Origin of the sequence: Acinetobacter guerrae (genome assembly GCF_009372255.1) — a bacterium.
GTDB classification, from domain to species: domain Bacteria; phylum Pseudomonadota; class Gammaproteobacteria; order Pseudomonadales; family Moraxellaceae; genus Acinetobacter; species Acinetobacter guerrae.
In genome coordinates this window covers 32,544-54,860 of record NZ_LXGN01000045.1, presented here as the reverse complement: position 1 = coordinate 54,860, position 22,317 = coordinate 32,544, and the positions used below count along the sequence as shown (strand labels likewise).

The window sequence follows — 22,317 nt, the reverse complement described above, 5'->3', positions numbered from 1 at the left end:
GAATTAAATCACACTCATTAATGGAAAAACGCCAAATACCAAAGCACTTCCCATCAGAACACAACACGTCACAAAAGCCCATTTTAAAGTAAATTTTTGATGGTCAGCAAATTCAACTGCGGCCAGACCACAGAGTAAATACGTGGATGGTACTAAAGGAGAGAGTAAGTGAATGGGTTGACCAACAATTGAAGCACGTGCGATTTCAACAGGCTCAATACCATAATGCGTTGCAGCTTCGGCTAAAATAGGCAGTACACCAAAATAAAACGCATCATTGGACATAAAGAATGTCAAAGGCATGCTGAGAGCGCCTGTAATGGGTGCCATATACGGCCCCATACTTGCAGGAATGAGTGCCACAAACTGTTTTGACATGGATTCGACCATACCCGTTCCAGTTAAAATTCCTGTGAAAACTCCAGCTGCGAAAATAACACCGACAACAGCCAGTACGCTATCAGCGTGCATTGCAATACGCTTTTTCTGCATATGTAGATCAGGATAGTTCACCACGAGCGCAATACAGAAACCGAGCATAAATAGAATCGGCATTGGTAAAATCCCTTTTACTAATGATGCCATCAATATGATGGTCAAAATTCCATTGAACCAGCGTAAATGCGGACGTTGCGCTTCAGGATCTTTAGAAATGCTAATGTTGTCTGCATGACTAATGTCATCAATGCTAATGACACCTAAACGTTTACGTTCGTGTTTACCATAGAGATACGCAAGGAAAAATAACCAAATAATTGCCACAAGCATAGATGGAATCATGGGGATAAACACATGGCTGGCATCGACTTGTAACGCACTCGCGGCACGTGCAGTAGGCCCACCCCAAGGGGTGAGGTTCATCACACCACTTGATAGAAGCATGAGACAGGTCATTACCAATGGATTCATACCAATACGTTTATAGAGTGGCATCATCGCTGCGACACAAATCATATAGGTGGTTGAACCATCGCCATCTAAAGAAACAGTTAGGGTTAAAAAAACAGTACCTAATGTAATTTTAAGCGGGTCACCTTTGACCATTTTCAAAATCCATTTGATAGATGGATCAAATAAGCCTGAATCGATCATCAAGGCAAAATACATAATGGCAAAAAGTAGCATGACGCCTGTTGGTGCGAGTTTCTTAATACCTTCCAACATGGTTTCGCCTAACATTGACACTTCAATGTGGCTTAAGCTGTCAATGTGGAACCCAAGCCCCCAACCGATCAGGGCAAAAATAACTGGAATGAGAATAAGTGCTACCAAAGCACTGAGACGTTTTGTCATGATCAAATACATAAAACACATGATCATGCTAATACCTAAAAAAGTAAGCATGTACGCAATCCTTAGCCCAAAAGTTATTATTTATTAAAGTGTTCACTTAACTTGAACAAAGTATATATTCATTAATTTTTCTAAAAAATGCAATTACATAATTTATCGTTAAGACTAAAGTTAATGAATCATTTCTTTTTTTTAAACTATTTTTCACCTTTAATGGCGCATTTTTGTTTTCACCAGTGAGAGCGGCTAAAGTAAAAATCTATTTCATGCTCTTTGATCTTCAAGTTGAAATGGTGAGAGTATTTTCAATGCCATAGGTAAAATGCTAAAACATGAGTGATACTTTTGACTCTGAATGATGAAAATCAGTATTTATTGCATGCTCAAGCGATGAAAAAAAGCTGCACAAACTTCGTTTTTTCATTGAGTTTTATTCTGCTTTGGCACCGCTTTTATGCGACAATAGTCCTTTCATTTTTTTCAAGGCCTCCCATGTCAGACAGATCTCATGAATCTTTAACGGATATCGAAATTTTAGATATTTTACAGTCAATGAAAAAAGACGAGCTTGATGTTGAAGCGAAAGAGATCATACGTAATGGGGGTAAAGCAGGTCGGCAAGAAGCCCATAAACAAGCACTTATCGCTTTAAATCATAGTTTTGAAGAAAAATTTGTAGAAGCTGTAACTCTGGCATTGGGTTTAAATCCTGCACAGGCAAAAAAAATCCGATATAAAAAAGACCGTATCCGAATTTTAAAAGCACGTGGTATTGATTATCTTGCAATTGATGGTGCTGAAACGGCGCAGGTGCTAGCGCAAATCGCACAGGCGATTACTCGTGAAGATGCGATTGTCACCAAAGACTTGCATAATATTTTTCCTTTCTGGAAAGAAGGCTGGCCAATGGTTCAATTTGATAGTGCTTACAAAATTTTGTCAGAAGATATTCAGTTGCACTATGTCGCATTGATTGATGAGTTACTTAGATAATTTGATTACGCAATAATATCGCAGTTTGTCCTGTTAATTTTGATGATGCCTCTTAATGAGGCATTTTTTCTATCTGTTTTTTATTTATATCATCGTTCTGTCATTGATCTTTAAAATTTGAGTCAAGATCTTAGACTCAATCTTTATTCTCTAAAATTAATCTAAGTTACTGTTATATAAATTATTTAAATATTGGTATTACAATTTAATAAAAAAGTATTACTAAATTGGCATGTGCTTTGCTTCTTGTTTATCAACATACAAAAGTGATCTAGGGTTCCGATGTTGAATATTAAACAATTCAACATGACTGGTCCGAGAGATGACGGTTCGTAAGAACTACACGGAGGGACAAAAGCCCGGGAGGTTGATTGAACTAATCCGATCAGGAGTGGCTATGAACACTGTACATTATCATGATAATCAAATGCTTTGGGATGAGCGATTACCAGCGGGTCATCATTGGTCAGGACGTTTACAAAAGGGCTCGGTTTTACAAGTCACGTCGTTAGGGAACAATGCAAATTTATCGTTATATCTGGTAAATGCATTAGAAAAACTAGAACGCTTTAATATGCCAGACAGTTTGAAGGCACAGCACACCGCATTTTTGAGTCAGGGACATGTCTTGTATTCCGACTTGGGGCGAGTTATGGCTTCCATTGTTCGTGATGATCATGGCTGGAATGATGTTCTTTGTGGCCCAAGTACAGCCGAACAGATTGAGCAGCATTATGGTATTCAAACTTTTCAGGATGCACGAAATGAAAGGTATCAAAATGGTTTGGACAGTTTATTGGTTGAAATGACTAAATTCGGTCTGGCTCAACAAGATTTAACTGCAACCTTAAATTTATTTTCTAAAGTGGCGGCTAATCAAGCGGGAGAATTGTCCTATGTAAAAACCGACAATCATCAGCAAGTCATTGAATTACGTTTTGAGATGGACTGTTTGGTTTTTCTTTCAAATACGCCACACGGTCTAGATGCTTCAGATGTTTATCAACCTGCCGATTTTGAACTCAGATTATTTAAAGCTTTACCTCTGGCTGAACAAGACATATGCCGTGATTCCTGCCCGCAAAATCAGCGCGGATTTCAAAACAATGCACGCTATTTCGCAGTTTCAGCATAAGGGAGAGTTTGACATGACAGTTTTAGTAAAATTAGAAAATACCGTATTGAGTGAGATTTGCCCAGCGGGTGAAGCATGGATGGGAGAAGTCAAAAAAGGGCAGTATTTTCGTATTGTCGATTTAGAAGGTAATCAAGCGGTTGATACTTTGTTTATCAGCCAAGAAAATCCTGATGAGCGTTATAGTGCTACCGATACGCTTGCTCAAAATAAACAGATTTATCTGGAAAAAGGCTCAATTTTATATACCAATTATGGACGCCCAATTGCCACCATTTATGATGACAACTGTGGTCGTCACGATACTTTAGGTGGCGCATGCTCTTGTGAAAGTAATACTGTACGTTATGCACACGATAAGTACCCGATGCATAGTTGCCGTAATAATTTCATGTATGCACTGGCCAAGCATCCGATTGCCCTGAAACATGCGCTAAACGTGCGTCATATTGGACCTAATATTAATTTCTTTATGAATGTGCCTGTGACGCCAGAAGGCCATTTAATGTTTGATGATGGAATTTCTGCGCCAGGTAAATATGTGGAAATTAAAGCAGAAATGGATTTGATCGTACTGATTTCAAATTGTCCGCAATTAAACAACCCATGCAATGCTTATAACCCGACTCAAATTCAGTTGCTTGTACGTGAAGCAGGAGAGATCTGATATGTTTAATAAAGTCCTCATTGCCAATCGTGGTGCAATAGCTTGCCGTGTGATTCGCACCTTAAAAAAACTGGGTATTCAATCTGTTGCGGTCTATTCCGAAGCCGATCGGGATTCTTTGCATGTGACTTTGGCTGATGAAGCAGTGTGTATTGGTTCCGCAGCAGCCAGCCAAAGCTACTTAAATATCGAAAAAATATTAGAGGTCGCGCAGGCAACAGGTGCGCAAGCGATCCATCCTGGGTATGGTTTTTTATCGGAAAATGCCCAGTTTTGTGATTTATGTGAACAACATGGCATTGCTTTTATTGGGCCAACCTCGCAGCAAATGCGTGAATTTGGTCTGAAACATACCGCACGTGAACTGGCAATACAGAGCAATGTACCTCTATTGCCCGGTAGTCAGCTTTTGGCTGATGAAGTTGAAGCACTCAGTGAAGCTGTACGCATCGGTTATCCCGTGATGCTGAAAAGTACCGCAGGTGGTGGTGGCATCGGCATGCGTCTGGTGTGGAACGAGGCTGAACTGAAAGAAGCTTACACGACTGTGTCTTATCTGGCACAGGCCAACTTCAAAGATGCAGGATTGTATCTGGAAAAATTTGTACAAAATGCACGTCATATTGAGGTTCAAATTTTTGGTGATGGAAAAGGACAAGTTTTGGCATTGGGAGAGCGTGATTGCTCGGTTCAACGTCGAAACCAAAAAGTCATTGAAGAAACGCCTGCACCGCATTTAAATGATCAACAACGTCAATACATTCAAAATGTTGCCATTCAATTGATGCAATCGATTCAATATCGTTCTGCAGGAACAGTTGAATTTGTCATGGATACCGATACTCAGGAATTTTATTTTTTAGAAGTCAATACACGCTTGCAGGTAGAACATGGCGTGACTGAACAAGTCTATGGAGTCGATCTGGTCGAGTGGATGGTGATGCTTGCCAGTGGTGACTGGACTGCACCTCAAAAAACTTTGCAATCGACAGGTCATTCGATTCAGGTACGATTATATGCAGAAGATCCAATCAAAAACTTTCAACCAAGTGCTGGTTTACTCACCTCAGTAGAGTTTGATACGCATTCAAGAGTAGAAACTTGGGTTGAGACAGGCTCAACCGTATCTTCGTTTTATGACCCGATGATTGCCAAAATTATTGTTACAGCGAAGGATCGCGAGCAGGCAATTACTGCAATGCAAAGCAGTTTGGCGCATACTGAAGTAGCTGGGATTGAAACCAATCTGGAGTATTTACAAAATATTATTGCCAGCGAGGTATTTAAAGCAGGAACACAAACCACGCGCTTTTTAAATACGTTTAGTTGGAATACGCAAAAAATAGAAGTTCTGCAAGCAGGGATTCAAACTGCAATACAAGATGTGACTGGACGTTTGGGCTATTGGGATGTCGGTGTACCGCCATCAGGTGCGATTGATCCTTTAAGTTTAAATGTTGCCAATCAATTATTGAATAATCCATTCAATACAGCAGGTCTGGAATGTACTTTGCAAGGACCCACGCTTAAATTTCATTGTGATAGTCAGATTGCTATTACAGGGGGTGACATGGCGATCACACTGGATGGTCAATCGATTGCGATGTGGCAAACTGTTCAGGTAAAAAAAGGTCAGATTCTCAAATGCGGCAAAATTAATACAGGTTGTCGTAGCTATATTGGAGTAAAAGGTGGTTTTGCTGTGCCTGAATATCTGGGGAGTCAGGCGACATTTACGCTCGGTCAGTTTGGCGGTCATGCAGGGCGTAACTTATTGATTGGTGATATGTTGCCCATTGATGCGTTTAGCTTAGATCAATCATCTGGTTTGGCAATCAATCAAATCCCTACTTTTCACTCAAATTGGGAAATTGCAGTGATGTATGGCCCTCATGGTGCGCCTGATTTCTTTACTTCTAAAGATATAGACACTTTTTTTCAGCATGAGTTTGAAATTCATTACAACTCTAGTCGTACAGGTATTCGCTTGGTTGGACCTCAGCCAGAATGGGCACGTGAAGATGGTGGAGAGGCAGGTTTGCATCCATCCAATATCCATGACAACGCCTATGCCATTGGTGCTATCGACTTTACAGGCGACATGCCAATTATTTTAGGTCCTGATGGGCCAAGTCTGGGAGGCTTTGTTTGCCCAGCCGTTGTGATCCATTCTGAACTATGGAAATTAGGACAACTTAGAGCAGGAGACAAAGTCAAGTTTGTTCCAGTAAGTTATGCGCAAGCGCAAAGATTGAATCATACTTATGAGGCAATGCTTAAAGCGACGGATATATCCAAAATCAATTATGATGCTGATTTTACAGCAGAAATAATAACACTTAAAGATGCAGTATTGGCGCGTTTGGACGGAGCTGAAAAACGACCAGAAGTTACTTATCGACCAGCAGGTAATCATTATTTATTGATTGAATATGGTGAATTAGTCCTCGATTTAAATTTACGTTTCCGTATTCATGCCTTAATGCAATGGGTCAAAGATCAAAATATTCAAGGAATTATTGATCTCACCCCTGGTATTCGTTCTTTGCAAATACATTTTGATTCTTCAGTTTTAGATCAACTGGATTTATTACATCAATTGCAGCAAGCGGAAACACAACTCCCTGACATTGAAAATATGCAAGTGCCGTCACGTACTGTTTATTTGCCTTTGGCATGGGAAGATTCACAAACTCAATTAGCCACTGAAAAATACACACAACTGGTACGTCCTGACGCGCCTTGGTGTCCAGATAATATTGAGTTTATCCGACGCATTAATGGTTTAGCATCCAAACAAGCGGTTAAGGATGTAGTTTATAACGCCCGTTATCTGGTGATGGGACTGGGTGATGTATATTTAGGTGCCCCTGTAGCAACGCCGCTTGATCCAAGACAACGTCTGGTGACCACGAAATACAATCCTGCAAGAACATGGACACCTGAAAATGCAGTCGGTATCGGCGGAGCTTATATGTGTGTCTATGGCATGGAAGGACCTGGAGGTTATCAGTTTGTTGGACGTACCACACAAATGTGGAGCCGTTATCGTCAAAATGCCAATTTTGAACAAGGAAAGCCGTGGCTGCTGCGTTTTTTTGATCAGATTCGCTTTTATGAAGTTTCAGAAACTGAATTAATGCAAATGCGGGAGGACTTCAAAGCAGGTCGCCTGCAATTACGTATTGAAGATGGTGTACTCAATTTAAAGGAATACAATGCATTTTTGGCAGAACACTCTGGCAGTATTCAAGATTTTAAATCGGTACAACAGGCTAACTTTGAAGCTGAACGTCGCCGTTGGCATGAAGCAGGACTGGCAGAATATGTTTCTGAAAGTCTGGAAAATGTTGATGATGGGAATGCTGTTGATATCCCTGAGGGTGGATGCGTGGTGGAATCTCATATGCCAGGTTCAATCTGGAAAATTGAATGTGAAATGGGAGATGTGGTCGAGGAAGGTGCAACACTTGCCGTCATTGAAGCCATGAAAATTGAGATTCCTATTTTGGCACCTGAACGCATGAAAGTTGAATCAATTATTATAGAAAAAGGTCAAACGATAAAAACAGGTCAGGCTTTATTTACCTTGGCACCTATTGCTTAGTTTAGTTTTATTAATATTTGCCCTGATTTGAAATCAGGGTTTTTTTTGCCCAATTTTTAAGCATTATGATTTTATATTTTTTTGCTTTGCACCAAGTTAAGGCTGTAATAGGGGATGAAATGAAAAATTGAAGTTGGTTTATAAAAAAAACTATACTAGCTTTGTTTTTAATCATAAGTATTTGATTATATTTAAATAATTTAATTTAAAAAGTTGATGGCAAGATTTAAAAACTGGCATAGTTCATGCATTATTTAAGTAATACAAAACTATATTTTGGTAATACTGAAAAAGGAGCCTATCATGTCAGAAAAATCTAAATCTGTAAAAGCACGGCCTGTATGGATCACTTTTTTAGTTGAGCTACTGACAGTTCGGGCGGGCTTTTATATGTCACAACAAGTTCATTCTTCTAAGAGAGACAACATTGGCTAAACCTAAACTTACACGAATCAGTATCACTGTTCCAGAAGATACCGTTACCTCATTGGATCAAAAGATCGTAGAAGAACACTATGAGAGTCGTTCTCAAGCGATTGTCGATATGATTAATCGGCACCTGATTCATCACTATACCACTGAAAATTCGGTGATGGTCGGCACTTTAACCCTGTTGTACCGTCGTGATGCAGGTAATATTCGTGTTTATCTTAGTGATTTACAACAACAATTTTTAGAGCAAGTCATTAGTTCGCTTCATATTCAATTGGATGATCAGAAAATTCTGGAAGTGATTTTGCTACAAGGTAAAAGCAACACATTAAAGCAAATCAGTCAGCAGTTTATTGCTTTAAAAGGGGTGATTAAAGGTCATCTGGAACTTATGGATGCAGTCATGCCGCCTTTACAGCAGAATGAATAGGAGAAAAACGTGCCACAACTATCGACCTTACAGGATTGGCAAAATGCCTATGCACAAGGGCAATTTAAACTCAATGATTTGTATGATTATGTCAAGTCGATCAGTAATGATGATCATGCATGGATTGAACTAGCCTCCCAACAGCAGCTTGATATACAAATAGAGTTACTCCTCAATCAAGATCCTGCACAATTCCCCTTGTATGGCATTCCTTTTGCTGTAAAGGATAATATTGATGTCGAGGGCTTTCATACAACGGCAGCATGTAAAGAAGCCGCTTATCTGGCCAATTCAGATGCAACAGTTGTGGCCAAGTTAAAAGCAGCAGGCGCGATTGTGATTGGAAAAACTAATCTCGATCAGTTTGCGACAGGTTTGGTGGGTGTCCGTTCACCTTATGGCGCAGTCAAAAATAGTTTTAATCCTGATTATATCAGTGGTGGCTCGAGTTCTGGATCATCGGTAGTAGTTGCCAAAGGGATTGTTCCATTTTCTTTGGGAACAGATACAGCAGGTTCTGGTCGAGTACCTGCTGGGCATAATAATATTGTTGGGCTTAAACCCACCAAAGGTTGGTTTTCAACCACGGGTTTAATCCCTGCTTGTCGTACGCTTGATGTGATATCGATTTTTGCACTTGCTGTAGATGATGCATGGGCTGTTGCCCAAATGATGCAGGGGTTTGATGAAACGGATGCATATTCTCGACCGCATCCTGAAAATGTACCTGTTGCGTTTTCACTTGGGACGATCGCAATTCCTGCACAGCTTGAATTTTATGGTGATGAACAGAGCCGTCATGCTTTCGACATTGCAATTGAACGTGTCAAAGCACTGGGTTATCAAGTTGAATCTATTGATTTTACAGTTTTTAATCAGTTGGCAAACGCCCTCTATAACCGTTCATGGGTGGCAGAACGCACCGTTGCGGTAGAAAAGAAAATAAACCGAGATCAAGCGCATCCAGTGATTCAAAAAATCATTGCACAAGCAGATCAATTTTCTGCAACAGATGTCATGCAGGATGAATATGATCGAGCTGAGATGACACGTCATATTCAGCAAATCTTAGACAAATTTGATGCGTTAATGGTACCAACAGCGGCCACGATTTATACCATCTCAGAAGTTGAAGCCGATCCAATTTTAAAAAATAGCCATATGGGCGCTTATACCAACTTTGTCAATTTTGCTGATTTGAGTGCTTTGGCATTACCCAATGTCATTCGTGATGATGGTTTGCCTTCAGGTATTACTTTGATTGCCAAAGCTTGGCATGATCAAGCTTTAGCGCGTTTTGGGCAAATATGGCAGCAACAAAACCATTTAAAGTTAGGTGCTACAGATCATTCGTATCAACCTTATTCAAAAATTGAGTCGTCAAATTCGGTGAAATTGGCTGTGGTTGGTGCGCATTTAACAGGGATGCCACTCAATTTTCAGCTCACGACACGCGGAGCTGTTTTATTCAAAAAAACTCAAACAGCACATCATTACAAACTCTTTGCACTCAGTAATACCACGCCTCCAAAGCCAGGTTTGCAATATTGCGAACAGGGGCAGTCAATTGAGGTCGAAGTATGGGAAGTGCCCATCGCGTTATTTGGAAAAATTGTAGCTGAAGTTCCTGCACCACTGGGGATCGGGAATGTCCAACTCGCCGATGGAACTTGGGTCAAAGGCTTTATCTGTGAAGGGTATGCGCTCGAATCTGCAAAAGACATTAGTCACTTGGGTGGTTGGAGAGCTTATATTCAATCACTTCAAAATCATTCTACATCAATGTGTTAACCTTATTTTAAAAAGGGGATAGATCATGATTCGCACCGTAAGCTCGCTTTCTTTTTCTGTCATGTTGGCGATGGCTTTAACAGGCTGTGACAACACCGCAAAAGTACCACAGGCACAAGCTGAAAATGATAAGACGACAACGAGTTCCACTCAGCCAATTACAATAGGATATAGTGATTGGCCAGGTTGGGTTGCTTGGCAAGTTGCCATTGAAAAAGGCTGGCTAAAAGAAGCGGGTCTAAATGTTGAATTTAAATGGTTTGATTATTCCTCTTCGCTTTCTGCATTTGCTGCAAATCAGCTAGATGCAGTGCTTGTCACCAATGGTGATAACTTGGTGACAGCGTCAGGCGGTACCAAAGGGATCATGATTATGGCAACAGATTACTCTGCTGGTAATGATGTAATTATTGCTAAATCTGGCATCAACAGCATTCAGGATTTAAAAGGTAAATCAGTTGCAACTGAAAAAGGGCTGGTTGATCATCTATTATTATCGACTGCCTTAAATGATGCAAAAATTCCTCTTACTGATATTAAATTGGTCAACTCTGTGACCAATGAATTGCCACAAGTCTTTGCCAGTCCTGATATTTCTGCAATTGCGGTATGGCAACCAGTTGCTAATCAAGCATTAAAATCGGTTGCTGGCTCTAAGATTATTTATACTTCTAAAGATAAGCCAGGTCTGATTTACGACACGCTTTCGGTCAATATGAGCCATTTATCCACGCATAAAGAAGAGTGGAAAAAAGTCATTCAGGTCTGGGACAAAACGGTGAAATACATTAATGATCCAGCCACACATGCCGATGCAGTGAAAATTATGGCAAATCGAGTGGGGGTTGATCCAGCACAATATGAGCAATTTGTGGGGGGAACTCATTTACTTGATGTTGAAGCGAATAAAAAAGTATTTACCAAAGGACAAGGCTTCGATTCCATTTATGGTTCAACCTACCATGTCAATAAATTTAACGTGACTAATGGTGTGTATAAAACCGAAATGGATGCCGATGGTTTAATCTACCCTGACTTAATACAAAGCTTAAAATAAAATAAAAGGCGCTTCGATTCACGAAGTGCCTTTTTTATCTTTTATTTCACAGTTCGGTAGTTTTAGAGAAAACATTGATGATGATAATTCCACCGATGACCATAGCTAAACCAATAAAAGCAGCTAAATCGAGATGTTGCTTAAATATGACCCAACCAATCGTTGAAATTAAAACAATTCCTGCACCAGACCAGATTGCATAAGCAATTCCGACTGGGATAAATTTTAAGGTCAAAGATAAAAAATATAGTGCAATGCAATACCCCACAACGGTAACGAATGAGGGCAAAGGAACAGTAAATCCTTGTGACGATTTTAATGATGAAGTGGCAATGACCTCGGCCACAATTGCGATAAATAAATATAAATAGGGCAACTCAGGCTCCTTTATTTGACAATAACAGCGTGTTTAAGTAAATGTGACTTTTCCTGATCGAGCCATTGTTGTGCAGATGCAGTTGTCGATGTTTGTTGTTCAAACTGGAAATCTGGTTGATACATATCCAGTGAAAAATAGAGCCGATAGAGCACACCCTCAATTTCTTTAATTTGAGTGATGTTTCCTAAATTGTCCATTTCAAAATTATCCAGATCCAACGTTGTATTGACTAAACAACTTTGCGTTGAAAATTGAATCGTTTGCCCATTCAGTGCGATAGATACTTGGTAGTTCTCAACAAAAGAGGCATCGATTTGTTGATTTTGAATCGCATCATTTAATACAGAAATATTCTCAAGCTGTTGTTGTGCAAATGGTAGACGAGACTGGACATAAGCAAGATGCTCACCCGCAATAATAAGACCACCATCCATTGCAAATTTTTGTTGTGAGTGTAGATGCTCAGTTTGATAAAGTCTTAAACCACAGAATAGACCCGAGCTAGATTGTTGTCGCCAGTCTTCTACATACGCGCCTGAAGGTGCAAATTCTAAAATACAATTACCTATTGGGAAGAGCTTGGCGGGTTCAGGCCATTGAATACGCGGTTGATAACTTTCGCGGATGTTCCATGACAGTAATTCTTTTTCACTATCCCAGATTGTATCTCCAATCCAGCCTTGTCGCTCGCTAATAGGGGTATACATCGGATCACTGAGGCGTAAATCTATACTAAATGACTTCGACTGAAACCAGTATACAGTGGTTTTTTCATCGGTCAGGCCATTAAAAAAACTAATACTTTTACGTCTAAAACTGCCCATTAAGTAAGTTGGTAATTGCATATCTTCAAGCGAGGTCACCGAACAGCTTTTTAATAATTCGAATAAATTCATATATCTGCCCCTTTTTCATTTAAGCCAAAAGAATAAAGAGGACGAGCATTGTTCAGTGTAAGTTCTCCACGTTCAATACGTCTTTTTAAGTATTGAAAGGTTTGTGCAGTTTGATTAAATAAATGTTCACCCCCTTTTAAGGGCGCATATTTGGGTTGATTTGTTTCAACCAGCGGCTGAATGACATAATCATAATCACATGAAAAAAATAAAGGAAAAGAATAACGTTGTTGTTTAACTTTTTTAACCCGATGTTTAGTCGCCAAATAACGCCCGTTGGATAATATTTCCATCATGTCACCAATATTCATAATCAAAGTATTTTCGATTAAGGGAATATCGATCCATTCTAAGTTTTTATTCAGTACTTGTAAGCCATCTGCTGTAGGGAAAAGTAAAGTGAAACATTCATAATCTGTATGTGCGCCAATTCCTGAGCTATCCACAGCATCAGGATTATAAGGATAATGGATTAAACGTAATTGACTTGGTGCATGTTTTAAATGTGCATCAAAATAATTTTCCTCAAGATCTAATGCTAAAGCAAAAGCACGAAATAGTTGATGTCCAATATCCTTGATATGTTGATAATAGTTTAGAACGTGCGTTTTAAATTGTTGATCATTCGGCCATTGATTAGATCCAACCAGTGGTCTTAATTCGGTTAAGCCTTCATAGTCATAATTGACATCATAAGCTTCTTTAAGATCATAAGTATTGGCAGTAAATTGTTCTTCACCCATAGGAACATAACCACTATGATTGGTGGAGTTTCCGATATAATTTTGCATTTTGATGTTTTCATCTTGAGCAAAATAATGCTGCACAGTGTTCACTAATTGTTGAAATAATGCGGGTTTAAATTGTTCTCCACGGATATATAAAAAACCAATATCTCGACAGGCTTGATCTAGTTGCTGGGCGACCTCTTTGCGATCAGTCAGTTTGTCACTTGTTAATTTAGAGATATCCAGCATAGGTAAAACGTAATCTTCTGACATTTTCATCCCCTTAAGCTGGTCGTCCAGCAGGAAGTTATGACGCGTCAGGTCGTCCCAACGGTTGTCGCTATTACTTTTGATGACTGACTTGGGTCATACGTGGAATCTCAGGCAAACGTTGCAGTGCAGGATCTAGATGCTCTTCTTCCTGTGCATGTACCAGTTCATCGACATGCGCACGCAACTGTTTAAATTCTGGTGTACTCATAAGCTCTGGGGTACGCGGGCGCGGTAAATGTACCTCAATAATTTCTTTGACTTCGCCAGGATTCGCCTTTAGTACCACGATACGATCTGCTAATAAAATGGCTTCATCCATATCATGAGTAACAAATAAAATTGTAATATCGATGCTTTGCCATAGATCCATTAAATGACGTTGCATTTTTTGTCGGGTATATGGGTCAAGTGCCCCAAAAGGCTCATCCATTAGCAGCATCTTGGGTTCATTGACTAAGGCACGTGCAATTGCAACACGCTGTTTCATTCCACCAGAGAGTTGGTGTGGATACTGATTTTCGTATTTTTCCAGACCAATAATACTAAGCCATTCACGTGCAGAAGATTCTGCGGCAACCTGACTTGCACCACGCATTAAGGGACCGAACATGACATTTTCTTTAACCGTTTTCCAAGGAAATAAGGTATAACCCTGAAATACCATACCTCGTTCAGGGCATGGGCCTTCAACACGTTCACCATCGACTAAAACTTCTCCGCTACTATAAGGATCAAGTCCTGCAACAACACGGCTTAATGTCGATTTCCCACAGCCAGAAGGCCCGATTACACAGATAAATTCACGTTTATGAATTTTTAAATTGATCTGATGAAGCACCGTTCTTTGAGTTTTACCATGCTGAAAACTTTGACAAAGATTTTTTGTTTCCAAAAGAATCGGACGTTTGTACAACTCTTGAAAATAGTGGTTTGCATCGAAACTTTCGCTGGTCATACTCTCGCTCCTGATTTCCATTTAAATAGATGTTGTCCAATCTTCATTAAAATGACATCGGTTAATAAGCCTATTACTCCAATAATTAGAATTGCTGCATACACATTGTCAAAATTTTGATAGCGTGCTTGTTGTGTGATAAACCAAGTAATACCTGATGTTGTCCCGATCAACTCTGAAACAATCAAATATGTCCATGCCCAACCGAGTAGCACTCTTAAATCTCGATAAATATCTGGCAATGCTGCTGGAATTACGACATGCATCAAACTTTTAAATTTATTGGTTCCTAACGTGTAACCCGCTTCAATTAAGCCGCGATCAACCATACGAGTGGTATTGGCAATAATTAAAATTTGTTGAAAGAGTGTCCCAATCACAATAATCGCAATTTTAGGCGCATCGTTAATACCTAAAATGGCAACAGCTAATGCACCAAATGCTGGTGCAGGTAAATAACGAAAAAACTCGACAAAGGGTTCTGTTAGTCTGGAAATAACACTGGAGAAACCACATAAAATGCCAAGCGGAATACCAATGAGTGACGAAATAAAAAAAGCAGTAAAAACAATTTTAATACTATGCCATAGGCTTTGATGTAACCAAGGGCTATCGGGTTGAGCTGGTGGCGTTGTGAAAGATGTCACTAAAGCTTTGGCAACTTCATGAGGGGCGGGCAAATAAATGGGATTGACCAGTTTTCCTTGTGGTGGTTCTTGATGTTGATTAACTGCATTTTGGGCTTCTTGATAGAAAAAACGTTTATCAACTCTGCTTCCAACCTGTAAATATGACACACTTCCCGAGTCAGTGATTTGTACCTGAGGGTGCCAGATAAAAGGCAAATAACTGACACAGCACCAAATGAGGATGGGGATCACAAAAGAGCCGAAACCCAACAGTAATGCTTTTCTTCTGGAAATATGTTCATTCATATCAGTTTGCTCAAGTATTACATAAAACAAAAAAAGTAATACTTTTGTTTAAGCAATATAAATGCCAAATCGTGATAGCTTATTTTATTTTAAATTTTATTTGAGTTATATATTTGATTTTAAATATTAAAATTAATCATTATTGTGGCTTTATCATCATTTTTTTTATAATTGACTCCAAAAAAATAAGCAGGATTTTTATGTCCTGCCAGATTTTAGAGCAAAGGGTAAGCATTAAGCCTAGTGAAAGCGCAAAAGACAATATTCAGTTAAAAGAACTGTGTTCATGTTTTGCCAAGTAAGGTTAATCTTCAATTAGAATTTGATCTTCTATTTTTTCTAAAATTCTTGTCACCAATAATTGGTCAATTTTGTAATGATCGACATCGACCACTTCAAATTTGAAACCACTAAACTCGACACTATCAGCAGGACGCGGAATTTTGCGTAATTGATACATCATAAAACCTGCCAAAGTTTCGTAGTTTTCGTCATCTGGCATTTCATCAATTTCGAGTGCATGTTTCAAATCTTCGATCGGGGTACTCCCATCAATTAGCCATGAATTATTATCGCGCTTGATGATTTGCTGATCTTCTTCAATTGGCGTGACCCAGTCGCCCATTACAGTAATCATAATATCACTTAACGTAATCACACCGACCACTAAAGCATATTCATTAATAACCACAGCAAATTTTTCTTTGGTCGAACGAAAACGGTCGAGAACTTCTGAAAGTGTTAATGTGTCAGGAATGGTCAAAACGGTACGAATGGTGTTTTCTTTGAGTTTGATTAAAGACTGACTATTTAAAATCCGAACAAGAATATCTTTGGCATCGACATACCCAATCACCTGATCAATATTCTCATTACAAACTAAAAACTTGGAATAAGGGTATTCTGCCAGTTTTTGGCGAATACTTTCATCAGATTCATTAATTGTAAAATATACGATATTTTCACGTGTCGTCATACTTGAAGGAACGGTACGCTCTTCAAGTTCAAATACATTTTCAATAAAATGATGTTCTTGTTTTTGTAATACACCCGCTTGTGCTCCTGCTTCCATTACTGCTGAAATATCATCAAAAGTAATATTGTCATCACGTGTGGTATTTACTTTGAACAAACGAAATAATAAATTGGCAATTGCATTGATAATCCAAGCTAAGGGTTTACAAATTTTGATGAAAACCTGAATTGGATTAATGACTGAAACTGCAATTTTTTCAGGCGCGATCATCGCTAGACGCTTAGGCATAAGATCGGCAAATAAAATGAAGAGTGACGTCACAAAGGTAAAAGAAAGCACAAATCCTATATTTTCTGCCCACGGCCCATTATAAAAACGATGAACCAGATTTACAAAAAAAGGACGGAAAGCAGCTTCCCCCAAAATACCACCGAGAATGGCAACCGCATTTAGACCGATTTGTGATGCAGCAAAAAAATCAGCTGATTGCTGCTGAAGATCAAGGACTTTTTTGGCGCGTTCATCGCCAGATTCCGCAAGAATTTTTAATTTTACTTTACGCGCACCGGCAAGCGCGATTTCAGTTAAAGATAAAAAACCCGCCGCGATAATCAGTATGGCAATGATAACGACGTTTTGAAAGAGGCTCACAGTTCACCTGTAGTCATTCGTTATTATGAGAAAGTTTTGATGCAATGAAAAAGGCGAGGCAGTTTTTAACCACCTCGGGATAGAATCAGTATAAGCTTGAAAACAGAAGAAATTAACAAAAATTTATTTTAATAGTGCGAAAATTGCGAATTATTTGTTAAAAACTCACGATTTTCATCTTCTATCATCTGACGTGCGACAAATAAAATCAATTGTCGTAACCAGCGATGTGCAGGGTGATGATGCAATAAAGGACACCATGCCATTTTTAATTCAAATTCTGGAATATAAAAAGGAGGGTCCTTAATTAATAATTTGGGATTATTCGCTTGTAGGCGCGCCATACGAGTAGGTAGGGTCGCAACTAAATCTACATTTTGAGCCAATAAAGCTGGCATTTGATAATGCCGTGTAAAGACTGAAATTTTACGCTTTTGTCCAATCCGCTCTAACGCCTGATCAATCCAGCCCAAACCTGCCTGTTTATCAGGATTAATGCCAAAACCAACACCCATTCCAGTCTTAGATACCCAAATATGCTGTGCATCCAAATAGTTTTTAAGATTTAGGTGCTGACCCGCAGGATGCTTATCGTTTAATAAGCAGCTAAAACTGTCGCGCCAAACTAGAACTTGGTGGAAACTTTGTGGAATTTCATTAAAACGGTTAATCGCTAAATCAACTTTACCTTGTTCCATATCGCGATAAGACACATCGCTTGGGGTAAGGAAATCTAAAACGACATTTGGTGCTTCAGAACGTAAAGCTTTAACTAAACGAGGAACCAAGGTTGCTTCGGCGTAATCCGAAGTCATGATCCTAAAGACGCGATTACTGGTATAAGGACGAAATTCGGTACGAGGTTCTAAAATCATGGAGAGATCAGAAAGTGCATCGCGGATACGTGGTTGTAGTTCAAGCGCACGTTCGGTTGGAGTCATACCTTCTGATGAGCGGATCAAGAGTGGATCATTAAATAAATTGCGAAGTCTACGCAAAATATTACTCATGGCAGGTTGAGTAACGCCTAATTGTTCGGCTGCACGAGTGACATTTTTTTCGCGAAGAAGCACGTCAAGATAAATTAATAGATTAAGATCTACACGCTCCAGATTCATAAAAAAAATACCGAAAATAAAATCATGAAATTGTGATTGATTATGCCATAGTTGAATGGATTTGTGTGAAAAAACGCTGAAAAAAACAGCGCCTCTGAAGCCTAAATTTAAAGAGAATAATTAATTAGAAAATTTGAAATATTTACAAAAGAAATCTTAATTAATTTGGGCAAATCTCTCAGAAAAAAGGCAAGTTCAGTGAAAATCCAAGTGATTTATTTCTTTATTATAACGAATGTTATTCAATTCAATCTTGTCATGTTTTACCATTTTTAGTCCTATGATGATGAAAAAAATTACATTAAGATTTCACACGAATAGACTGAAAATTGTTCAAAATATTTTGATCAAATGATTCAATAAATTTTTAAATTTAATTTAATTTTTAAAAATCAATAATTTGTGTTTTTTGCACATAATTATAATACGACTTTAATCTATATATTTTTTTAAAAAATACTGAAGATTAATGGAGGATATTGGATTAATTTTTTTGCTCAGACTAAGCTGTGTTCATATTGATGAAATGACTGAAATATAGTCTAGTCAAATAAACATGACAGTTCAGCATCTTATCTCTTCGATGAAATCCTAAAAGGGAATATATCATGACATATCAATCAGCTCTTGAGCACGTACGTGCCGTAAAAAATAAATTAGGTGGCACTTGGGACGCGATTCGTCCTGAAGACGCTGCTCGTATGATCGTTCAAAACCGTTTCCATACTGGTTTGGACATCGCTAAATATACAGCTGCTATCATGCGTAAAGATATGGCTGAATATGATGCTGACAACAGCAGCTATACTCAATCTTTGGGTTGCTGGCATGGTTTCATCGCGCAACAAAAAATGATCGCGAACAAAAAATATTTCGGTACAACCAACAAACGTTATATCTACCTTTCTGGTTGGATGGTTGCTGCACTTCGTTCTGAATTTGGTCCACTTCCTGACCAATCTATGCACGAAAAAACTGCTGTGCCTAAATTAATCGCAGAAATCTATACCTTCTTGCGTCAAGCTGATGCAAAAGAATTAAATGATTTATTCCGCGCATTACAAAAAGCTGAAGGCGCTGGTGATTCTGCAAAAGTAAAAGAAATCGAAGCTCAAATCGATAACTTTGAAACTCATGTTGTGCCAATTATTGCCGACATTGATGCTGGTTTTGGTAACGAAGAAGCAACTTACTTGTTGACTAAACAAATGATCGAAGCGGGTGCATGTGCAATCCAAATCGAAAACCAAGTTTCTGATGCGAAACAATGTGGTCACCAAGCTGGTAAAGTAACTGTTCCACATGAAGACTTCCTTGCAAAAATCAATGCTGTTCGTTATGCATTCCTTGAGCTTGGTGTTGATGATGGTGTGATCGTTGCACGTACTGACTCTGAAGGCGCTGACTTGACTCAAAAGATCCCTGTATCTAAAGAGAAAGGTGACTTGGCTTCTCAATACATCAGCTATTTAGACACTCAAGAAATTGATATCTCTGAAGCAAATGATGACGAAATCCTCATCAAACGTGATGGTAAATTACACCGTCCAACGCGTTTAGCTTCTGGCTTGTATCAGTTCCGTGAAGGTACACAACACGACCGCGTTGTACTTGACTGTGTAACTAGCCTACAAAATGGCGCGGACATGATCTGGATCGAAACTCCAACTCCAGACGTTCAAGGCATTGCAGGTTTTGTAAATGACATCAAAAAACAAGTTCCAAATGCTAAACTTGTTTATAACAACTCTCCATCATTCAACTGGACGTTAAACTTCCGTCAACAAGCTTACGATCGTTGGGCTGCTGAAGGTAAAGATGTTTCTGGTTATGACCGTGCTAAATTAATGAGCGCTGAGTACGATGCTTCTGAATTGGCTGCTGATGCTGATGAAAAAATCCGTACTTTCCAAGCTGATGCTGCACGTGAAGCGGGTGTGTTCCATCACTTGATCACTCTACCGACTTACCACACTGCTGCTCTTTCTACTCATGAGCTTGCTAAAGGTTACTTCGGTGAAGAAGGTATGTTGGCTTATGTTGCTGGCGTACAACGTAAAGAAATCCGTGGTGGTATCGCATGTGTTAAACACCAAGCAATGGCTGGTTCAGACATCGGTGATGATCACAAAGAAATCTTTGCTGGTGAGCAAGCGCTTAAAGCGGGTGACGCAAGCAAAAATACAATGAACCAGTTCTCTGCTCACTAAGTAGCAAACTGATTCAATAAAAAAACCCTGCTTATGCAGGGTTTTTTATGGATAAATTGATAAAAAAGATAAATGAAAATTAATTAATAAATATTTAACAACTCATCATTAAGCTTGCAAAACGCGATTTAGACGTTGCTGAATAATATCTTGTGCTTCGGTCATAATGCCGTGTATGAGTTCCTGACAGCTTGGAATATCATGAATTAAACCTAAAACCTGTCCTGCGGAAAGCAAGCCTGCATCAACATCACCAGTTTCAAGTGCAACTTTACCTTTGGCTCCTGATACATAAGGTCGAATTTCTTCAAATTGAATATCTGGTTTTTGACTCAGTTCAACCACTAGATCGGAAATACTGTTTTTTGCAACGCGTGTAGTATTGCGAAATTTTCTGAAAATCAAATTGGTTGAACGTTCGTCTTGTGTCAGATAATACTGTTTGATTTTTTCGTGAATAGGCGCTTCCTGAGTCATACAAAAACGCGTACCCATATTGATACCTTCGGCGCCGAGTGCCAATGCAGCCACCAGTCCTCGCCCATCAGCAAAACCACCACTGGCAATCAGCGGAATTTTAACTTGATCAGCTGCGGCAGGAATCAAAATAAGCCCAGGAATATCATCTTCACCTGGATGTCCCGCACATTCAAAACCATCAATAGAAATAATATCAGCACCCATACGTTCTGCTGAAAGTGCATGTCGTACCGATGTGCATTTATGCAGTACGATAATATCGTGCTTCTTAAAGTCTTCGATGTGTTCTTGAGGTTTATTGCCCGCAGTTTCTACAATTTTAATGCCACTTTCGATAATGGCCTGACGATACTCTGCATAGGGTGGCGGATTAATTGCGGGTAAAAATGTGAGATTGACCCCAAAAGGCTTGTCAGTCAGGTCCCGGCAGCGTTGTATTTCTTTGCTTAATGCCTCAGGTGTTGGCTGGGTAAGGGCAGTCAGAATACCTAAGCCACCCGCATTAGAAACTGCACTCGCAAGTTCAGCACGACCAACCCACATCATTCCACCCTGAACAATAGGATATTCAATACCTAATAACTCTGTAATACGCGTTTTCATTGAGGAGAATCCTTACTTTATCATTTATTCAATTTTGCAATTTGATCTTACTATAGCGTTTTATTTTTGGTAACAATAATTAAAATTTTAGAAACTATATTTCATAATGCGATATTTTTTGAATACCGATCTTGAGGGATCGGTATGTACTGCAAGTTTGTCTTTTGGGTTTATTTTACATCTTTTTTCAAGATATAAAGATCTGCCATTGCGCCTTCAATTTTATTCCCTTCAAGATCAAGTGCTGTGGCAGTATTTTCTCCAATAAAGAATTTACGTTTATCGCCTTTTGCATCGAGTGTAATGATAGAGCTATTTTTTGGGTCAAAGCTAAAGCTACCTTTAGTCTCGATTGGCTTGCCATCACTTTTTCCACCCAAATAAGTTTCTGTAAGCTCAAAAGTTTTATCGGCTTTTAATTCTAGTTCAGTTTTAATGCCTTCACAGTCAGCACAAGGTAATTTACCTTCATAATCGCCCGCCCAATCCAAAGCGTTTTCAGCAGTATGAGCTGTATCGACAGCCGTAGCCGTTTCAGCAGGTGCAGATGCAACTACTGCCTGATCGGAAGTAGAAGGGGCTGTTTCTGTTTTATTTTCATTTTTTGAACAAGCAACTAAGAAAGTACTGGCTATTGCAATCGCAACTAATGATTTTTTCATATATTTAATCCACTTTAATTTTGATCGTAGAGAAAGCCACCCTATT

At 39.1% G+C, this 22,317-nt stretch carries 19 protein-coding genes and 1 riboswitch; of the genes, 9 read left to right on the top strand and 10 right to left on the bottom strand.

All coding sequences use genetic code 11. The features are described 5' to 3' along the window. Window positions 1–3: 3 nt before the first annotated feature. On the bottom strand, window positions 4–1,344 hold the full coding sequence (locus tag A7A69_RS11895) for a CitMHS family transporter (RefSeq protein ID WP_120368755.1): 1,341 nt from the start codon (window positions 1,342–1,344) through the stop codon (window positions 4–6). A 441-nt stretch (window positions 1,345–1,785) separates the two neighbouring features. Between A7A69_RS11895 and A7A69_RS11890 the strand changes: the two genes are divergently transcribed. The 8 genes from A7A69_RS11890 to A7A69_RS11860 all read left to right on the top strand — a co-directional run bounded on the left by A7A69_RS11890 (window position 1,786) and on the right by A7A69_RS11860 (window position 11,405). Further along, on the top strand, window positions 1,786–2,286 hold the full coding sequence (locus A7A69_RS11890) for a hypothetical protein (RefSeq protein WP_152877757.1): 501 nt from the start codon (window positions 1,786–1,788) through the stop codon (window positions 2,284–2,286). 260 nt (window positions 2,287–2,546) lie between these two features. Next, window positions 2,547–2,654, top strand: a riboswitch (guanidine-I (ykkC/yxkD leader). 29 nt (window positions 2,655–2,683) lie between these two features. Next, window positions 2,684–3,421 (top strand): urea amidolyase associated protein UAAP1, encoded by a 738-nt coding sequence (locus A7A69_RS11885; RefSeq protein WP_152877755.1) that lies wholly within the window; start codon window positions 2,684–2,686, stop codon window positions 3,419–3,421. A gap of 13 nt (window positions 3,422–3,434) precedes the next feature. After that, complete coding sequence (locus tag A7A69_RS11880; protein ID WP_152877753.1) at window positions 3,435–4,088, top strand: urea amidolyase associated protein UAAP2; 654 nt, start codon at window positions 3,435–3,437, stop codon at window positions 4,086–4,088. Between the two features lies 1 nt (window position 4,089). After that, window positions 4,090–7,695, top strand: a complete 3,606-nt coding sequence (uca, locus tag A7A69_RS11875) for an urea carboxylase (protein ID WP_152877751.1) — start codon at window positions 4,090–4,092, stop codon at window positions 7,693–7,695. A 303-nt stretch (window positions 7,696–7,998) separates the two neighbouring features. Next, window positions 7,999–8,130 (top strand): hypothetical protein, encoded by a 132-nt coding sequence (locus tag A7A69_RS16965; RefSeq protein ID WP_262381692.1) that lies wholly within the window; start codon window positions 7,999–8,001, stop codon window positions 8,128–8,130. Further along, window positions 8,123–8,557, top strand: coding sequence for a CopG family ribbon-helix-helix protein (locus A7A69_RS11870; protein ID WP_151980096.1), 435 nt, complete (start codon window positions 8,123–8,125; stop codon window positions 8,555–8,557). Before A7A69_RS16965 ends, A7A69_RS11870 begins: the two co-directional genes overlap by 8 nt. A 9-nt stretch (window positions 8,558–8,566) precedes the next feature. Beyond that, window positions 8,567–10,348, top strand: a complete 1,782-nt coding sequence (atzF, locus tag A7A69_RS11865) for an allophanate hydrolase (protein WP_187349221.1) — start codon at window positions 8,567–8,569, stop codon at window positions 10,346–10,348. Window positions 10,349–10,373: 25 nt separating this feature from the next. Next, on the top strand, window positions 10,374–11,405 hold the full coding sequence (locus A7A69_RS11860; RefSeq protein ID WP_152877749.1) for an ABC transporter substrate-binding protein: 1,032 nt from the start codon (window positions 10,374–10,376) through the stop codon (window positions 11,403–11,405). A gap of 46 nt (window positions 11,406–11,451) precedes the next feature. Here A7A69_RS11860 and A7A69_RS11855 read toward each other — a convergent pair whose 3' ends face one another. The 7 genes from A7A69_RS11855 to A7A69_RS11825 form a co-directional block, all read right to left on the bottom strand. Continuing rightward, on the bottom strand, window positions 11,452–11,781 hold the full coding sequence (locus A7A69_RS11855; protein WP_120368763.1) for a DMT family transporter: 330 nt from the start codon (window positions 11,779–11,781) through the stop codon (window positions 11,452–11,454). Window positions 11,782–11,792: 11 nt separating this feature from the next. Further along, window positions 11,793–12,680, bottom strand: a complete 888-nt coding sequence (locus A7A69_RS11850; RefSeq protein WP_152877747.1) for a hypothetical protein — start codon at window positions 12,678–12,680, stop codon at window positions 11,793–11,795. Then, window positions 12,677–13,681, bottom strand: a complete 1,005-nt coding sequence (locus tag A7A69_RS11845) for an isopenicillin N synthase family dioxygenase (protein ID WP_152877745.1) — start codon at window positions 13,679–13,681, stop codon at window positions 12,677–12,679. Before A7A69_RS11845 ends, A7A69_RS11850 begins: the two co-directional genes overlap by 4 nt. A 70-nt stretch (window positions 13,682–13,751) precedes the next feature. Beyond that, window positions 13,752–14,636 (bottom strand): ABC transporter ATP-binding protein, encoded by an 885-nt coding sequence (locus A7A69_RS11840; protein ID WP_120368766.1) that lies wholly within the window; start codon window positions 14,634–14,636, stop codon window positions 13,752–13,754. Next, window positions 14,633–15,571, bottom strand: a complete 939-nt coding sequence (locus A7A69_RS11835; protein ID WP_151980102.1) for an ABC transporter permease — start codon at window positions 15,569–15,571, stop codon at window positions 14,633–14,635. The genes A7A69_RS11840 and A7A69_RS11835 overlap by 4 nt, the downstream gene beginning before the upstream one ends. Window positions 15,572–15,875: 304 nt before the next feature. Next, window positions 15,876–17,198 (bottom strand): polyamine export protein PaeA, encoded by a 1,323-nt coding sequence (paeA, locus tag A7A69_RS11830; RefSeq protein WP_120368768.1) that lies wholly within the window; start codon window positions 17,196–17,198, stop codon window positions 15,876–15,878. Between the two features lie 128 nt (window positions 17,199–17,326). Further along, window positions 17,327–18,316 (bottom strand): LysR family transcriptional regulator, encoded by a 990-nt coding sequence (locus tag A7A69_RS11825; RefSeq protein WP_120368769.1) that lies wholly within the window; start codon window positions 18,314–18,316, stop codon window positions 17,327–17,329. Window positions 18,317–18,921: 605 nt separating this feature from the next. Here A7A69_RS11825 and A7A69_RS11820 point away from each other — a divergent pair. Beyond that, the gene (locus A7A69_RS11820) at window positions 18,922–20,526 is read left to right on the top strand and encodes an isocitrate lyase (RefSeq protein WP_120368770.1); all 1,605 of its coding nucleotides are present in this window, start codon (window positions 18,922–18,924) and stop codon (window positions 20,524–20,526) included. A 108-nt stretch (window positions 20,527–20,634) separates the two neighbouring features. On the opposite strand, the gene A7A69_RS11815 is transcribed toward A7A69_RS11820, so the two are convergent. Both A7A69_RS11815 and A7A69_RS11810 read right to left on the bottom strand, forming a co-directional pair. Beyond that, entirely contained in the window at window positions 20,635–21,609 is a 975-nt protein-coding gene (locus A7A69_RS11815; RefSeq protein WP_120368771.1) for an NAD(P)H-dependent flavin oxidoreductase, read from the bottom strand. Window positions 21,610–21,779: 170 nt separating this feature from the next. Then, on the bottom strand, window positions 21,780–22,271 hold the full coding sequence (locus tag A7A69_RS11810; protein ID WP_120368772.1) for a copper resistance protein NlpE: 492 nt from the start codon (window positions 22,269–22,271) through the stop codon (window positions 21,780–21,782). Window positions 22,272–22,317 lie beyond the last annotated feature (46 nt).

What these genes read in the sequence shown, in the direction of transcription:
- A7A69_RS11880 (WP_152877753.1), top strand. Translation starts at nt 3,435, where the DNA reads ATGACAGTTTTAGTAAAATTAGAAAATACCGTATTGAGTGAGATTTGC.
- A7A69_RS11840 (WP_120368766.1), bottom strand. Translation starts at nt 14,636, where the DNA reads ATGACCAGCGAAAGTTTCGATGCAAACCACTATTTTCAAGAGTTGTAC.
- A7A69_RS11845 (WP_152877745.1), bottom strand. Translation starts at nt 13,681, where the DNA reads ATGTCAGAAGATTACGTTTTACCTATGCTGGATATCTCTAAATTAACA.
- A7A69_RS11895 (WP_120368755.1), bottom strand. Translation starts at nt 1,344, where the DNA reads ATGCTTACTTTTTTAGGTATTAGCATGATCATGTGTTTTATGTATTTG.
- A7A69_RS11850 (WP_152877747.1), bottom strand. Translation starts at nt 12,680, where the DNA reads ATGAATTTATTCGAATTATTAAAAAGCTGTTCGGTGACCTCGCTTGAA.
- A7A69_RS11890 (WP_152877757.1), top strand. Translation starts at nt 1,786, where the DNA reads ATGTCAGACAGATCTCATGAATCTTTAACGGATATCGAAATTTTAGAT.
- A7A69_RS16965 (WP_262381692.1), top strand. Translation starts at nt 7,999, where the DNA reads ATGTCAGAAAAATCTAAATCTGTAAAAGCACGGCCTGTATGGATCACT.
- A7A69_RS11835 (WP_151980102.1), bottom strand. Translation starts at nt 15,571, where the DNA reads ATGAATGAACATATTTCCAGAAGAAAAGCATTACTGTTGGGTTTCGGC.
- A7A69_RS11860 (WP_152877749.1), top strand. Translation starts at nt 10,374, where the DNA reads ATGATTCGCACCGTAAGCTCGCTTTCTTTTTCTGTCATGTTGGCGATG.
- A7A69_RS11885 (WP_152877755.1), top strand. Translation starts at nt 2,684, where the DNA reads ATGAACACTGTACATTATCATGATAATCAAATGCTTTGGGATGAGCGA.
- uca (WP_152877751.1), top strand. Translation starts at nt 4,090, where the DNA reads ATGTTTAATAAAGTCCTCATTGCCAATCGTGGTGCAATAGCTTGCCGT.
- A7A69_RS11815 (WP_120368771.1), bottom strand. Translation starts at nt 21,609, where the DNA reads ATGAAAACGCGTATTACAGAGTTATTAGGTATTGAATATCCTATTGTT.
- A7A69_RS11825 (WP_120368769.1), bottom strand. Translation starts at nt 18,316, where the DNA reads ATGAATCTGGAGCGTGTAGATCTTAATCTATTAATTTATCTTGACGTG.
- A7A69_RS11810 (WP_120368772.1), bottom strand. Translation starts at nt 22,271, where the DNA reads ATGAAAAAATCATTAGTTGCGATTGCAATAGCCAGTACTTTCTTAGTT.